This window comes from Thalassospira australica, assembly GCF_000763295.1.
Lineage (GTDB): Bacteria > Pseudomonadota > Alphaproteobacteria > Rhodospirillales > Thalassospiraceae > Thalassospira > Thalassospira australica.
On record NZ_JRJE01000029.1, the window covers coordinates 1 to 16,442 of the forward strand.

General features: G+C 53.7%; 13 protein-coding genes. All 13 read left to right on the forward strand.

Going from position 1 to position 16,442, the window contains the following annotated elements; genetic code table 11:
• A partial coding sequence (locus JF44_RS19995; RefSeq protein ID WP_202901508.1) for a flagellin occupies positions 1-588 on the forward strand: 588 nt, incomplete at its 5' end.
• A gap of 84 nt (positions 589-672) precedes the next feature.
• Positions 673-1,035 (forward strand): flagellar protein FlaG, encoded by a 363-nt coding sequence (locus tag JF44_RS0112125; RefSeq protein ID WP_081944436.1) that lies wholly within the window; start codon positions 673-675, stop codon positions 1,033-1,035.
• Between the two features lie 111 nt (positions 1,036-1,146).
• Positions 1,147-2,922, forward strand: a complete 1,776-nt coding sequence (fliD, locus tag JF44_RS0112130; RefSeq protein ID WP_033069325.1) for a flagellar filament capping protein FliD — start codon at positions 1,147-1,149, stop codon at positions 2,920-2,922.
• Positions 2,923-2,979: 57 nt separating this feature from the next.
• Positions 2,980-3,498 (forward strand): flagellar export chaperone FliS, encoded by a 519-nt coding sequence (gene fliS / locus JF44_RS0112135; RefSeq protein WP_033069273.1) that lies wholly within the window; start codon positions 2,980-2,982, stop codon positions 3,496-3,498.
• Positions 3,499-3,768: 270 nt separating this feature from the next.
• A complete protein-coding gene (locus tag JF44_RS0112145) occupies positions 3,769-5,382 on the forward strand; it encodes a flagellar hook-length control protein FliK (RefSeq protein ID WP_033069275.1) in 1,614 nt (537 codons plus the stop codon).
• Positions 5,383-5,402: 20 nt separating this feature from the next.
• A complete protein-coding gene (locus JF44_RS0112150) occupies positions 5,403-6,161 on the forward strand; it encodes a flagellar hook assembly protein FlgD (protein WP_033069276.1) in 759 nt (252 codons plus the stop codon).
• Between the two features lie 50 nt (positions 6,162-6,211).
• Positions 6,212-7,951: a flagellar hook protein FlgE gene (locus JF44_RS0112155; protein ID WP_033069277.1), complete on the forward strand. Its 1,740-nt coding sequence runs from the start codon at positions 6,212-6,214 to the stop codon at positions 7,949-7,951.
• Positions 7,952-8,305: 354 nt separating this feature from the next.
• Positions 8,306-9,907: a flagellar basal-body MS-ring/collar protein FliF gene (gene fliF, locus JF44_RS0112160; protein ID WP_052065845.1), complete on the forward strand. Its 1,602-nt coding sequence runs from the start codon at positions 8,306-8,308 to the stop codon at positions 9,905-9,907.
• 79 nt (positions 9,908-9,986) lie between these two features.
• On the forward strand, positions 9,987-11,366 hold the full coding sequence (locus tag JF44_RS20000; RefSeq protein ID WP_052065835.1) for a FliH/SctL family protein: 1,380 nt from the start codon (positions 9,987-9,989) through the stop codon (positions 11,364-11,366).
• A 103-nt stretch (positions 11,367-11,469) separates the two neighbouring features.
• Positions 11,470-11,724 carry a flagellar motor switch protein FliN gene (fliN, locus tag JF44_RS0112170; protein ID WP_258548896.1) on the forward strand — a complete coding sequence of 85 codons (255 nt, stop codon included), beginning with the start codon at positions 11,470-11,472 and terminating at the stop codon, positions 11,722-11,724.
• Between the two features lie 21 nt (positions 11,725-11,745).
• Positions 11,746-12,540: a motility protein A gene (locus JF44_RS0112175; RefSeq protein WP_033069280.1), complete on the forward strand. Its 795-nt coding sequence runs from the start codon at positions 11,746-11,748 to the stop codon at positions 12,538-12,540.
• 91 nt (positions 12,541-12,631) lie between these two features.
• Positions 12,632-14,161 carry a sigma-54-dependent transcriptional regulator gene (locus JF44_RS0112180; RefSeq protein ID WP_033069281.1) on the forward strand — a complete coding sequence of 510 codons (1,530 nt, stop codon included), beginning with the start codon at positions 12,632-12,634 and terminating at the stop codon, positions 14,159-14,161.
• 89 nt (positions 14,162-14,250) lie between these two features.
• Positions 14,251-16,413: a flagellar biosynthesis protein FlhA gene (flhA, locus tag JF44_RS0112185; protein ID WP_156111678.1), complete on the forward strand. Its 2,163-nt coding sequence runs from the start codon at positions 14,251-14,253 to the stop codon at positions 16,411-16,413.
• Positions 16,414-16,442: the final 29 nt, after the last annotated feature.

Below are 16,442 nucleotides of genomic sequence, written 5' to 3' on the forward strand. Positions count from 1 at the left end.
GGTGGCAGCAAAGAAATCACCGGATCCCAGACCGACACCCTCTCCTTCGGTCAATTGGGCATCAGCGTCACGCTGAACTCCAACTTTACCGCAACCGCCACTGCGGGCGTTGATAGCGGCACAGACGCTGCAACCCTTACCATCGCAGAAGAAACCGGCCAGGCAGCACAGCTGACCTTCAAAATCGGTTCAGGTAACGTTGCCGCACAGGATGACCTGACCTTCGATTTGACGGTCACCAAATCAACCACTTTGGGGTCGGGCGCTGGCTCAAACCTGTCTGATATTGCAAGCTTTGCTACGGCCGCGGATGCCAGTGCTGCAATTGAAGTTGTGGGCGACGCAATCGACCAACTGCAGACCGCACGTTCGGCAGTTGGTGTAGGTCAAAACCGCTTGGACTTTGCAGCACAGAACTTGGCTTCGTCGATTGAAAACAACGAATCGGCACGTTCAACACTGCTTGACCTTGATGTTGCTGCCGAAATGACAGCCTTCACTTCAAAGCAGATCCTGGTTCAGTCCGGTGTCGCCATGTTGGCACAGGCTAACCAGATGCCGCAGAACCTGCTGCGTCTCCTGCAGTAATCCGGATATCCGTAATGAGATGAGGGGTTTTCCCTCATCTCATTTCCGGATTAACCTTTGCCTTCGGTGGCATAGGAGGGTCAGATGGAACTCACGACAAACACACTTAATTCCAGTAATGCTACGGCTCAGAACAGCAAGCCTTCCGTTACAGTCCCTTCTGCGCCCGCAAGTTCCCCTTTGCAACAGTTCGAAACGGCAACTTCCAACTCCGGTAACCAGGCTTCAAAACTTCAAGCCGCGCTTAGCAAGCTGGATATTCCGGAAATTGCAAGTAACGATGCTCGTGTTGAATTGAACTTCAATCAGGATACTGGGCGTGTTGTTGCAAAGATCACTGATCGCGCAAGCGGTGAAGTCCTGCGCGAACTGCCGTCCAAAGAACTACAGCAGCTGTTTTCCCAGATGCGCGAATATCTGGGTAGCTTCGTGGACGAAGAAATTTAACCAAGCGATCGGGCACCAGTTAGGCACACTTCTTGCTGTCAGTTTATGAGAGCACTATAGTTCGACAATCAGTCACAGATGCCGACTGCGGATGCCCAGGGAGCTAAACCGATGAGCAGCTTGAATCTTAACAACATCTATGTTGGCGAAAATGGCCGTGTCCAGTTGTCTGGTGGCTCGTCTAACATCGATTTCGTCGACACTGTCGACCAGATGATTGCTGCCCGCCGCATTCCGGCAGACAGTCTGGAAAAACGTATAGAAGAAAACGACGAAAAGCTTGTCGCACTCAAAGAATTGCAGACACTTTTCGGAACGCTTAAAGATTCTGTGGCCAACCTCTACGGTGCCACAAGTTTTGACAATTCGAAAAATATCTTCGAAGCAAAACAGATTTTTGCCTCCTCCAATGGGACTGATGCTGGGTCGCTAATCGGTGTTGTGGCATCCAACGCTGCAGAAACCGGCAGCTACACGTTCGAAATTGATCAGGTTGCCAGCAAACACAAGCTTTCCAGCAATACTCAGGCTGTGGCATCTGGTGCCGATGTTACCGGATTGACAGGTACAGGTGAATTCACTGTTACAGGTGGCGTCGGCAGCTCTAGCATCACAGTAAATGCCGGTGACACGCTTGAGGATATCCGCAACAAAATCAATAACGTCAAAGAAAGTACGGGCGTACAGGCTTCTGTGGTCAAAGTATCAGATACCGAAAGTACGATCATATTCACATCGACTGAAGAAGGTGTCGATAACCGAATGTCATTTAGCGACGACACCGGCTCAATTCTTCAGAACCTTGGTGTGCTAACCGATGCCACGACGATTAATGCAGGCAATGTCATTGATAATGGCAATGATGCGATGATCCAGTTGGATGGCATTTCTGTTACCCGTGGATCAAACGAATTTTCCGATTTGATAGAAGGTCTGACGATCAATCTCTATGATGCAGAACCAGGTACAGAAGTAACGATTGGAATCGAGCAAGATCTTAACCAAGCTAAAACAGCAATACTTGACTTCGTTGATGCTTACAATGCAGTCCAGTCGTTCATAAATGAGAAAACCTATGTGGACCCGACAACGGGCGAGTCTTCTGAAGATGCTACCCTGGTAGGTAACACATCGGTCAAAAGTATCGAGTCTGCTCTGCAACAACTCGCTGGCTCGTTCGCTGCTGGTGTTACCGACCAGGTAGACCAGGATGACTATACAGTGCTGGCCGAAATCGGGATCGAATTTGCAGAGTTTGGCGCAAGTTCCGATCCCTCCCTTGAAAAGACTCTGCAGCTTGATGAAACAGCTTTAAACGAAGCATTGTTAAACAATCCAAGGGAAGTGATGGAGCTTTTCTTGTTCCGTGGTAAATCGGATAATTCCGATGTAACCATGACAAATTTCAGCAGCCAAACCAGTGCAGGGGAGTACGTGTTTAACATTGACGCCTCCGCTGGTGTAATCAATAGCGTCACTTACGATATATTCGATACTGACGGAAATGTTGTTGAGACAGGCGTAAACGCAACTGTAAACGGGAACTCCATCACAACAGAAGATGGTTTGCGCGTATTCTATAGTGGTGATGGAAATGCGGCCGATACTGCAACGCTAAATACCAGTATCGGGATTGGCGCCCAGTTCCATTTTCAACTTGAATCAATGCTGGATAGCGAAAATGGTACCCTTACCCAAGCTATCTCGGAACTTGAGACCAAGAACACCTCTTATGAAGAGAAAATCGATCAGCTTGATGAGCGGCTTGAGCGACAACGCGAAGTGCTGATGGATAAGTTCATTGCCATGGAAACGGCGCTGGCAAAAATGAAAAACATTCAAAGTTCTCTCGATGAATTGATGGCTGCAGGCAAAGAAAGTAGTTAACTTTTGCCCTTCAGACATGCAAACTGATAAGACGCACCGCTTTTCGAGGAGTGTCGCATGAACGAACACGCCGCCCATACCTATAAACAACAACAGGTGAACACCGCCTCTCCGGCGAAAATGGTGTTTATGCTGTATGAAAAAACCTTATCTCGACTGCAAGAAGCAATAAATGCGATCGAGAAGAATGACATTCAGGGCCGCTGCAACGCGAACTCTAGCGCACAGGAACTTTTGGCGCACCTCTCAAACACACTTGATATGGACCAGGGTGGGGAAATTGCCGCCAACCTTGAACAGATCTATATGCATTGTCTGGTGCGTTTGATGGATGTTGACCGTCATAACGACGCAAGTGCAGCAGAAGAAGTCATTACCCTGCTAAAACCTTTGCGTGATTCCTGGTCAGAACTTGCAGAGAAAAGTGAAGGTGAACTGCGCCAAGCGATGATGTCTGCGCAACAGCCTCAACCCGCACAGGCAAATGCGTCAGGCTCCGGCTCCGCCTATCCCGGCACCACAGAAAAAACCGAAGAACCGCAGCCGCCGAAATCCGGCGTATCGATCTCGGCTTAAAACCTCAGAGACTGAACTACTCTTAGCCCAATCACACAAAGGCCTTTGCAAAAGCGAAGGCCTTTGTCGTTCCAACCAGTTTCTTTAGAAACCCATGCCTCCTTTATCCGGCGCATTTTGCCTGCCCCTGCGACAAGTCCCTCGCGGCAAAAATTGCCCTGCAACAGGAACGCCCGGCTAACCTCCTGAAAATATGTAGAGTTCGTTAATTTTCTAAACTGGCCCAGCACTTGCACATGTTCTGACACTGCTTCCAAAAGGACCAAGGTCATGAACAGCTCTGCGATTACAAATAATATTTTGCCAACTGTCTCCGTTCCCGGCGCAACTTCCAGCGAAAGCAAGGGTTCCGGCTTTGGTGACATCATGGCATCGATCACAGATAACTGGTCTGAGCATAGCCAGCAGGTTAAATATGACGCGGCAAAATCTGCCCAGAGCGCACGCGAAGAAGACCGTGCCAATCTTGAAGCCGAAAGAGCTGCGCAAAGCAAACATCAGCCAGATGACCGTCCGGATGATATCGCACACGATGATTTCGATGATCATGCCCGTCATGACGATGAACCGCGTGCTGACGATCCACAAAATGTGGAAGCAAAACATTCTGACGATGATCCAGCAGCACATGAAGACACTCACCACGCTGAAAACAATGGCGGCGAACGTGATGCTGATGCCTCCTCCGAGGACAATGCACAAGACACGGCATCCTCTGATGATGACACTGCAAACTCAGATGGTTCTTCCGATGATACACTTGCTGCAGATGGCATGGTTGATCCCAACCAACCTGCACAGTCAATTCCCCTTCCCGGCTCCCCTGAGGCACTAGAACTTGCCAAGGCACAGCCTGCAGGAGCGCAGGTCGCCGGAGCAGCAGCAGTCAACACCCCGGCTACGGCAAATGGTCAGGGCAATGTGAACCCATTGAACGGTGCGGCCGCAGCAGATGCCACGACCGATGGCCTGATGAGTTCAACCGCACTTTCACAGCCCGCTGCGGCGTCATCGGCCAAAATGGCATTGAACGGTGCTGAAACAGACACCGGTGACACATTGACCTCTGACAAGTTTCTGTCACGGGTTGTTGATTCCATGACCGGTGATGCCAAAGCCAAATCCGATGTTAACGCGGCAACCAACACGACCATCAATGGTCAAGCCGCAAATACCAATCAGCAGGCCAATGCAACCAACCCGGCACAAACTGCCCAGGCCGCACAAACTGCCCAGGCCGCACAGCAGGCAATGGCAACAGCAGCTGGCTCACAGAACCTACAAAACACCGCGCCTGCGCCGCAAAACACCGCCGCAAACGGTGCGGTAACAGCAACCGGTGGCAGCGAAGCCACTGCCCAAGGCGCAAACGGACAAATCAACAGCACAAACAACCTGCTGCAAACCAACTCAGGCGGCCAAACAGCGCAGACCGCACGTCAGGCCCCGGCACAACAGGTGCAGCAACAGGTCGCCGTTTCAATCCGCAACGCCGCAAGCGAAGGTGTCGACAAGATTTCCGTCCAACTCCGTCCGGAACATCTTGGACGCGTGGATGTGAAAATGGAAATCGGTCAAGACGGCCGGATCCAGGGTGTTATTCAGGCCGATACGCGTGAAACGCTTGATATGTTGCGTCAGGACTCGCGCGCCTTGCAGCAGGCCCTGAAAGACGCCGGACTGAATGCAGACAGTCAAAGCTTTACCTTCGAACACAGAAATGAAGGTGGCCAAGGTCAGGATGGCAACGGCCAATCGCATGCAACCGCTGATCAGGGCAGCAGCCCGGACGACGGTGACGTCTTGAGTGGAACCGAACTCGCCGAACATGTCGCAATTGGCTATGGGATCAATCCCAATGGCCTTGTCGACATCCGGATTTAAGAAGGTAAAGGGACAATCCCATGACCGTTTCATCCCTGACCAATGTTGGACTATCACAGGCAGATACAAATGCCGCGTCCAGCAGCTCTTCCAGTCAGCTGGCCCAGAACTTCGATACGTTTTTGATCCTGCTCACGACGCAGCTCAAGAATCAGGACCCGACCTCGCCGATGGAAAGTGATAAATTCACCGACCAGCTAAGCCAGTTCGCCCAGGTTGAGCAAGGCATTCAGAGCAACAAAAACCTTGAAGACCTTATTGCGATGCAAGGTCAGCAACGTCAGCTTTCCGCACTGTCCTATGTCGGTGCTGAAATCGAAGCCGTTGGCGATACCAACTGGCTCGAAGAAGGTGAAGAGCTCACCTACAAATACAACGTTTCGCCGGAAGTTCCGCGTCTGCAGCTGCAGATTCAGGATCAAAATGGCGCAACGATCTACTCCGAAGAACATACCGACATTTCCGGCCTCCAGACCTTTACCTGGGACGGTAAGAACAACAGTGGCGTTGAACAGGACGAAGGTGCCTACACGCTGGTTGTCAAACCGCTGGCTGCAAATGGCGATACCTTTGCCGATGAAGACGGCGATCCGGCATCTGTTGCGATCGGCATCATCGGTTCTGTCGATAGCGTCGATATTGGCGATAGCGACATTTACCTCCGCATTGGTGACGTTTCTGTACCGTTCTCGACACTTACCAACGTGAAGTTGGGCGCGAGCGGAACTGAAACAGCCGATGACGGTTCCGGAAGTGACGAGCAGGAAGAAGCTGCCTAAGGGCATTCATCCGGATTTGATCAACAACCTGTAAATGCAGGAGAATAAAAATGAGCCTCTTTGGTGCAATGATTTCCGGTGTTTCCGGCCTGAATGCGCAGTCTCAGAATCTGGGCGTCATCTCGGACAACATCTCGAACCTTAATACCGTTGGCTACAAGGGTACCATTGGTCGTTTCTCGACCCTGGTGACCGAATCAGCCACCGATACGCGCTATACGCCGGGTGGTGTTCGTTTCCACCCGACGGCCCTGATCAGTAAGCAAGGCTTGCTGCAGGCAACATCATCCACAACGGCTGCGGCCATTTCGGGTGATGGTTTCTTCATCGTGCGTTCCAACGCAAACCCGGGTACGAACGATGAATTGTTCTTCACCCGCGCCGGTGACTTCAAACCCGATGATGACGGTTATTTGCGCAACACCGCAGGTTACTATGTTCAGGGTTGGGCAACCGACCGTGAAGGCAACCTTCAGGATGCCAACGGCAATGCCACGACGTCAAACAGCTCGGCAATTACCGATCTTCAGGTTCTTGATATCAACTCGATCCTGACGGCTGCCGCCTCGACCACAAATATCGAATTCGGCGCCAACCTGAACTCGGATGAAACCGCAGTTACCGGCGGCACTGCCACATCGACGACCGTCGGTATCGACTATGACACGACCGATTTGACGGGCCTTGCCGGCATCGCCAACGGTGATCAATTCACGATCACCCATGATGGCACCACCAGCACGATCACCATCAACACAGGTGATACATTGGAAGATCTGGCTGCCGCGATCAGTGCGGTTACCGGTATCGATGCCACCACGACTACAACCGGCACGAACGACACCTTAACACTTACCGGCGCCTTTGCCGATCAGGGCGTCACCTTTGCCAACGCGGCCGGCACACCATTGACGGCCCTTGGTATTCCGGGTGTTCCGGGCACCCTTGCCCCGACCTATACTGCGGGTAACTTGGCAACTGGCACCGTTGCCGAAGACAATAGCATGCCGGTAACCATTTATGACTCCCTGGGTTCGGCCCATACCGTCAACTTGCAGGTTGTCAAACTTGGCCAGAACCGTTGGGGGTTTGAGCTGACCGGCAACACGACCACCGGCGAGCTTGACGCAACCGATCATCCGAGCGGCCTTATCCAGGCAGGTACCATCACCTTTGATGGTTCAGGCAACCTTCAGACCTTTGACGGTGTTGTCGCAACCGTCGCGGGTGTAAACGTTGGCACAGCCGGTGATTTGACCGATGCCGATATCTCCGCTGAATGGACGAATGGTGCCGATGACAGTGCCATCAACCTCGACTTCGGCACAATCGGCCTGGGCAACGGTATTACGCAGTTTGCTGCCGGCTCAGATGCCAATGGTAACCTTGTCAATTACACCACCCACTTCATCAACCAGAACGGCGCACAGGCCGGCACCATGGTGAACTATGCGCTGACCGAGGAAGGCTTCCTGCAGGTCGAATTCGCCAACGGCGTCAAACGTCCGGTGTACAAGTTGGCAATCGCCACCTTCGAAGCCCCTGATGAAATGGAAAACCATACCGGCAACGTATATCGCCAGACTCGAGAATCCGGTGATTACCTGCTGCGCGAACCGGGATTGAACGGTGCGGGTAACGTTGTGGCATCTGCACTTGAAGGGTCGAACGTCGATCTGGGTGAGGAATTCACCAACATGATCGTGACCCAACGCGCATATTCCGCAAACACCAAAACGATCACTACGACCGATGAGATGCTCGACGAGCTGATCCGGGTCAAACGGTAATTGATATCCGTTTCAGGGCGTTAAGCCGCCCTGAAACACATTGCACCAATACAGACTCGCCCGGCATTTTTGCCGGGCTTCTTTTTGGCCATATGACTTACTACATAAAGATGAGAAAACAACAGTCATCAATTATCCAAATGATTCAAATCGCTGGTGAATTTAAATCCGATGACTGGGCAAAAATTGCCGGTTGTTAACCTGTTCTTCAACATGGAGAACTATTCGTTGTTGATGCTGGTCGTATTCCGTATGGACCGATCGGCATTGGGACAGTGGTGAAATTTCGTTTCGGAGCAGTCGAACGTGGGCGGCTTGTTGCAAACACTCAAAAGTCTGGGACCAACACGCCTGATGGCCATCAGTGGCGTGGGTGTGTTGCTGCTTGTGTTTTTTGCCTTCCTGATCATGCGGGTTTCCGCACCGAACATGGAATTGTTGTATCGCGACCTTGACCCGGGCGATGCCAGCCAGATCGTCAATCGTCTGGAAGATCAGCAGGTCGACTATCAGCTTCTCAACAACGGTACCGAAATTCTCGTGCCGGGCGACCAGGTCAATCGGATGCGCCTGACCATGGCCGAAAGCGGCCTTCCGGCTGGCGGCTCTGTCGGTTACGAAGTCTTTGATAATGCCGACGGCTTTGGCGCCACCAGTTTCGAACAAAACATCAACCATGTCCGCGCCCTTGAAGGCGAAATGGCCAGAACGATTGCCTCGATCCAGTCGATCCAGCAGGCCCGTGTTCACCTTGTTCTGCCCAAACGTCAAATGTTCTCGCGCGAAACGCAGGAGGCAAGTGCCTCGATTGCGGTGAAAATGGCAGGCGGGGAATTGAAACCTGAACAGGTTGTCGCCATTCAGCATCTGGTCGCGGCCGCCGTTCCGCAGCTTAACCCGGGCAAAGTATCGATCATTGATGAACGTGGTCGTCTTCTGGCGCGCGGTGATGGTGAACAGCAATCCTCGACCTTCTTGACGCAGACCGCTGATGAAATGCGCATCCGCACAGAGAGCCGCCTGCGCAATACCATCGAAGACCTTCTGTCGCGATCCCTTGGGTATGGAGAAGTGCGCGCAGAAGTTTCCGTCGAGATGGATTTCAACAAAATTACCACGGCGGATGAACGCTTTAACCCCGATGAACGGGTCATTCGTTCAAGCCAGACGATTGAAGAAAACGCCACAAATTCCGAGACCGAAGGTACGGACCCGGTAACACTTCAAAACAACCTGCCCGATGCAAACTTCGGTGGTGGTGCGGGTGCTGGCACGCAAAGTCAAGAAAACCGTACAGAAGAAACGGTAAACTACGAAATCTCCAAAACCACCACCACACAGATCAAGGAAATCGGCGAGATTTCCCGTGTGACTGTGGCCGTCCTTGTCGACGGGACCTACACCACAGACGAAAACGGTGATCGCCTTTATCAGGAACGTTCCCCCGAAGACATCGAAAAGATCGCAGCACTGGTGCGCAGTGCCATTGGGTACGACCCGCAGCGCAGCGATCAGGTCGAAGTCATCAACATGCAATTCGCCGATACCGCAGACCTGTTCCCGGATGAAGAGATCGACACCTTCCTTGGTCTCGACAAGGCAGAAATCTTCCGCATTGCCGAGATGCTGGTTCTTGCCATTGTCGCAATCCTGGTCATCCTGCTGGTGGTTCGCCCGCTTTTGACCCGTGCATTCGAAACCCTGCCAAGTGCGGCGGATATGGCACAGCGTCAGCTTCTGTCTGACGACATGACCGCAGAAGGCACGCCTGCGCTTGAAGGTCCGGCACCTGTGCCGATGGCACCGGGCATGGATGAAGGTGAAGAGCTGATCAACCTGTCGCAGGTTGAAGGCCGTGTGAAAGCGTCTTCGGTCAAGAAAATCGGCGAGATCGTGGAGAAACACCCGGAAGAAGCTCTTTCGATCATTCGCAACTGGCTGTATCAGGAAAGCTGATGATCCTGTCAGTCGTTGGCTCACTGGCAGTCCGGAGGCTGCCTTCCTTTTGTTGCTCAAGGCGGTTTAGCAGTTCGATATGACGGCCATTGAAAAGTTCACATTCTCTCTAAGCTTTGACGATGCCGACAACGTAATTCGTTCGGCAGGCGACGAAGATGAGCATTACGAACTGGGCAAGAAAAAGAAGAAGAAAAAAGAAGAAACCCCGCCCCCTCCTCCGCCGGTTTATACCGAGGAACAGGGCGAACAGATGGTGGCCGACGCCCAAAAGGCCGGTCACGAGCAGGGTTTTGCCGAAGGCCACAAACAAGGTTTTGACGAAGCACATCAACAGATCATGGCCTCGCTTGAAAAGGCAGTTGGTGACGTAGAATCCGAAATCGCCGAGAAACTGGCCCAGATTGACGAGCAGCAAAAACGCGCCAACGCCAAAATCAATGAGGACGCCATTCATGTTGCCCTTGGTGTCATCCGCAAACTGGCCCCTGCCTGGTCTGCGCAATATGATCTGACCGAGATCGAAAACATCGTACGCCAGTGTCTGGCCAATCTGTTTGAAGCGCCCAAAGTCATGATCAAGGTTCACCCCGATCTTGAAACACCTGTCCGCGAGGCAGCCGAACGCATTGCCATGTCGCGGGGCTTTTCTGGCAAGGTTATCGTGGTCGGCGAACCTGACGTCGCAACGGGCGACTGTCTTGTTTCATGGGGCGACGGCACGGCGGTGCGCGACAGTGCGCGTGTCTGGTCTGAAATCAATGCGATTGTCGACAATGCCCTTGATCTGCATGCAAGCGACCATGACCTGCCCAAAAGTGATATGGGCGATGTTGAAATTCAGGAAAGCCGTATTCCGGACGAAAGCACAACCATCAAGTCCCCCGCTCCGGCGGAGGAGACTTTTGACCAAAGTGCTGCAGAACTAGAAACTCCGCAGCCCCTGCCCCGCACAGATGCGCCTGAAGAACAGGTCAAAGACACAAACAGTTCCGACCAAACGTTGGACGACGTCGCGGATCAGGACCCGGTATCCGACGAGCAAAATGCCGCAGACATCGAAACGCCATCACAAGCTGCCCCAAGTGCCCCGCACCGGCAAGAAGGCGATAGCACCGACGCCCGGAATATGCAAACATCGCAAGATGATACGATATCCGAACCGGCAAGCACAAATGATGCATCTGATGACGCAGTAACGAGATCGCCAACCCCCGAGGAAACGGCAGCCGAACCGGCTCCGCAGTCCGGGGCCGAGGTGGCGCAAGAAGACCGCACAGGGGAAAACGAGGATCATGGTACGGCGACCGCGCCGCGCCCTGCATCAGAACCTGCTCCGCCCGATAGTGCGCCACCGGCAAACGGGCCGACAGAGACGCAGGAAAACCCGACGACCACGGCCGACGAGATGGCTGCTGTGAAGCAACCGACCAAAGACGCAGGAGACGAAAATGGCTGATGATGACGATCTCGAACTCTCGGAACTCGATAACGACGACCACATTGAGCTTGAGGGTGAAGGTACCGAACTTCTCGCCGCGGCCGAAGCCGGTAGCGAGCAGATGAAGACATCCAAGGATTTGGAAGCCGTGTACGATATTCCCGTTCAGGTTTCAGCGGTCCTTGGAAAAGCAACCATGCAGGTCAGCCAATTGCTGAAACTTGGTCGTGGTGCTGTCGTAGAGCTTGACCGTAAGGTTGGTGAAGCTATTGATATCTATGTTAACAACCGTCTGGTCGCACGTGGCGAAGTGGTGGTTGTGGAAGATCGTCTTGGTGTGACCATGACAGAAATCATCAAATCTGAGAAAAGCTAACGTAAGAGAGGATATGCGACTATGGCCGAAGGGGGGACGAAAACGTCGTTTGACATTGCGACAGTCGGGGGACTGATCATTGGCTTCTCGCTAGTGATTGCCGCTATTATTTTCGGCGGGTCGCCGGGCGCTTTCATCGATATCCCCTCTGTCCTGATTGTGATCGGCGGTACAGCGGCCATTACGGCTGTGAGTTTTGCCTTGGGCGAGTTTCTTGGCTCTGGCAAAATTCTGATGCGCACAATCTTTCACAAGTCGCGCAATCCGGCAGATGCTGCCCTGCAGATTCTTCAACTTGCGGAAATCGCCCGTAAGGGGGGCGTTCTGTCACTTCAGGGCCATCTTGATAGCCTGCAAAGCGAAGAATACCTGTGGAAAGGGCTGTCACTGGTCGTTGACGGCACACCCGCCGAAGAAGTCGAAGCGATCATGCGCAAAGACATGAACGCCACCATCGGCCGCCACCAGAAGGGCGCGAACATCATGCGCAAGGCTGGCGACGTTGCACCGGCAATGGGGTTGATCGGCACGCTGATCGGTCTGGTGCAGATGCTTGGCAACCTTGATGATCCGTCATCCATTGGTCCGTCAATGGCTGTTGCACTTTTGACCACTTTCTACGGCGCGGTTCTGGCCAACATGGTGTTCATGCCGCTTGCCGGTAAACTTGAGCGCAACTCGAATGATGAAGAACTGTTGAATTCGGTTTATATGGTTGGCGCTGTCTCCATCGGGCGGCAGGAAAACCCCCGCCGTCTGGAAATGCTGATCAACTCGATCCTGCCGCCGTCAAAACGCGTCAGCTACTTCGATTGATCATAAACGTGAATGCAAGCAATGCCCCTGACACGGCACCCATATGTTTAGTGTCAGGGTCACTTGGAACTGATCGGAAAGAGATGAGACGATGCAGGTACTGATCGTTGGTGGACTGGGCGGACAGATAGGCGCAGCCAGCAAGATCGCAATGGCGCGCGGCGCTTCGGTTCAACTGGCCGAAAGTGTAACAACTGCGCTTAACATCCTGCGTACCGGCAACCGGATTGATCTGGTGATGGCCGACATCACCCTTGATGTTGCTGCCCTGATTGACGCCATCAGTCAGGAACGCATCAATGTGCCTGTGGTTGCCTGCGGCATCGGCAACGATGTCAACGGTGCCGTAAATGCCATTAAGGCCGGTGCGCAGGAATTCATTCCCCTGCCACCTGAGGCAGACCTGATCGCCGCCATCTTTGAAGCCGTCACCGAAGAAAGCCACGCACTGATCCATCGTGATGCGCGCATGGCCGAAACCCTGCGTCTGGCATCTCAGGTTGCCAATAGTTCAGCATCTATCCTGATCACGGGCGAAAGCGGCACGGGTAAGGAAATCATTTCGCGTTACGTGCATCGCAAGTCCAACCGCGCTGACAAACCATTTGTGGCGGTAAACTGTGCGGCGATCCCCGACAACCTTCTCGAATCCGAGCTGTTCGGTCATGAAAAAGGTGCCTTCACCGGCGCGCAGGCACGACGGATCGGCAAGTTCGAAGAAGCCAATAACGGTACGCTTTTGCTTGATGAAATCAGCGAAATGGACGTGCGCCTGCAGGCGAAGCTTCTGCGTGCCATTCAGGAAAAGGAAATCGACCGGCTTGGCGGCAAAAGCCCGGTCAAGGTTGATGTTCGCATCCTTGCGACGTCCAACCGCAATCTAGAGGCCGAAGTCAACGCAGGGAACTTCCGCGAGGATTTGTATTTCCGCCTGAACGTGGTCAATCTCGACATTCCGTCGTTGCGCGAACGCCCCGATGACATCCCGGTTCTGGCTGAATTCTTTGTCAAAAAATACTCCGAAGCCAATGATGTTCCAATCCGTCCGATCAGCCCGCTTGCGATCCAGCGGTTGCTGTCGCATCACTGGCGGGGCAATGTGCGCGAACTTGAAAACACCATGCATCGCGCAGTCCTGATTGCCGGCCCCGATGAAATTGGCCCCGAGGCCATCATGCTTTCAGGGGCCGGAAGCAGCGAACCATCGCAACGCCCGGCCCCTGCAGCCGAAGCCCCTGCACCAAGCGCACCGGCACGGGCAAGTTCGGCCTATGCCAACGCAAATGCCGCGTATGGTGCGGCGGCCTATCAGCCAGGCACACCACCACCCCAAACATCTGCCCCGATACCGGCCGCACCGGCAGATGACGCACTGTCTGAGGATCACGGGTCCGCTGACGAAGGCACAAAAACTGCAGATTCGGTTACCTCGGCCCTGGTCGGGCGTACCGTTGCCGCTGTCGAGCGTGATCTGATCATTGATACATTGAAGCATTGCTTTGGCAACCGGACCCATGCGGCCAATATTCTGGGCATTTCCATCCGTACCCTGCGTAATAAATTGCGCCAATACAGCGATGATGGACTTGCCGTACCCGCCCCTGGCGATGGTCACGACTGAACATGACATCTGCGTACATATGCCCCATATTCAAGATTGGGACCCACACAGCAGACAACGCGCAAGCAACAGGATAACAAGCAAACACCATGGCCGAAGGTCAAGATCTCACACCGACTGAATCTGGCGGCTCCAAAGGCCCCGATGGCGGTGCGCCCGGGGGTATAAACCTCGGCGGCCTGCAGGCGCGTATCGCATCTGCCATGAAACGTGGCGATATTGCCATGGCGCTTGGCTTCATCATGATCCTTGTGGTCATGATGTTCCCGATGCCGCCGTGGCTCATGGATTTCATGCTTGCGCTTTCGATCAGTTTTTCCGTGCTGATCCTGATGACATCCCTGTTCATTCAAAAACCGCTGGAATTCAACTCTTTCCCGACGATCCTGCTGGTGGCAACCTCGCTCAGGCTTGCACTTAACATTGCGACAACCCGCCTTATTCTGGGTCACGGCCACGAAGGCACCCATGCGGCAGGTGCAGTGATCGAGGCGTTTGGCAGTTTCCTGATCTCGGGCAACTTCGTAATCGGGATTATTGTCTTTGCCATTCTGGTGATCATTAACTTCGTCGTGATCACCAAGGGTTCCGGGCGTATCGCCGAGGTCGCTGCACGTTTCACCCTTGATGCCATGCCCGGCAAACAGATGGCAATTGACGCCGACCTGTCATCAGGTCTGATCAACGAGGAACAGGCAAAAGCCCGCCGTAAGGAACTTGAAGACGAAAGTTCGTTCTTCGGGTCGATGGATGGTGCGTCGAAGTTTGTTCGTGGTGATGCGGTCGCCGGGATTCTGATTACATTTATCAACGTTGTTGGTGGCATCATCATTGGCACGGCCCAGATGGGGCTGTCCCTTGGCGAAGCAACCGAGATGTACACCATTCTGACGGTTGGCGATGGTCTGGTGTCGCAGATTCCGGCCCTGATCGTCTCGACTGCGGCTGGTCTTCTGGTCACCAAGGGTGGCCTTGATGGCGCAACCGAGAAGGCCGTTTTCGGTCAGGTCAGTAATTACCCCGCAGCCCTTGGCGTTGCCGCCGCCCTGATGGCGGGCATGTCGCTTCTGCCGGGTATCCCGATGGTCTGGTTCCTCGGGCTGGCGATCGGGTTGGGCTATCTTGCCTACTATATGGGCAAGCGCCAGAAAGACGCCGTTGCCGAAGAACAGATGAAAGAAACCCAGGCCGCAGCCGATGCCGCAGCCCCACCGCCAGAAGAACCCATCGCCAATGCCTTGCGTATGGATTATGTCCGGCTTGAACTGGGCTACGGGTTGCTCTCGCTGATCAGTACCGAACGTGGTCAGAAACTGACCGACCAGATCAAGGCACTGCGCCGTCAGCTTGCCGGTGACATGGGCTTTGTCATGCCATCGGTTCGTATTCAGGACAATATGCAACTGCCTGCCAATACTTATGTCCTGCGCGTCAAGGAGATCGAGGCTGGCCGTGGTGACCTGCGCCCGAACATGTTGCTGGTCATGGATCCACGCGGCGAGGAAATCACCCTGTCGGGCGAAAAAACTATGGAGCCGACCTTCAACCTGCCTGCCATGTGGATCGAACAGGGCATGAAGGAAGAAGCCATGTTCCGCGGTTATACCGTGGTTGATCCGCAAACCGTGATCACGACCCATATCACCGAAGTGATCAAGGATCACATGCCCGAGCTGCTGTCGTATGCGGAAACGCAAAAACTGCTTGATGAGCTTGATGAAGACCAGAAAAAACTGGTCGAAGACATCGTACCGGGTCAGGTATCGGTGGGCGGTGTTCAGCGCGTGCTTCAGAACCTTTTGACCGAGCGCGTCTCGATCCGCGATCTGCCGACCATTCTTGAAGGTGTTGCGGAATCCACCGCCTTTACTCGCAACCCGACGTTTATGACCGAACATGTACGGTCCCGCCTTGCGCGGCAGTTGTCGGATGTGAACACCAATCAGGATGGCGTCATCCCGCTGGTGACCATGTCGCCGCAATGGGAACAGGTCTTTGCTGAAAGTCTGGTTGGATCGGGCGAGGAAAAACAGCTTTCCATCCCGCCAAGCCAGTTGCAGGAATTCATCAACAAGGTTCGCACCACGTTTGAACGGCTGGGCATGATGGGGGAATCCCCGGTCCTTTTGACCAGCCCGGGCATCCGTCCATATGTGCGTTCAATCGTCGAGCGTTTCCGCCCCACCACGGTGGTGATGTCGCAAAACGAAATTCATCCCAAAGCGCAGCTAAAAACGCTGGGGCAGGTTTGATGGGGAACATCATCGTAACCGCCCTGTTT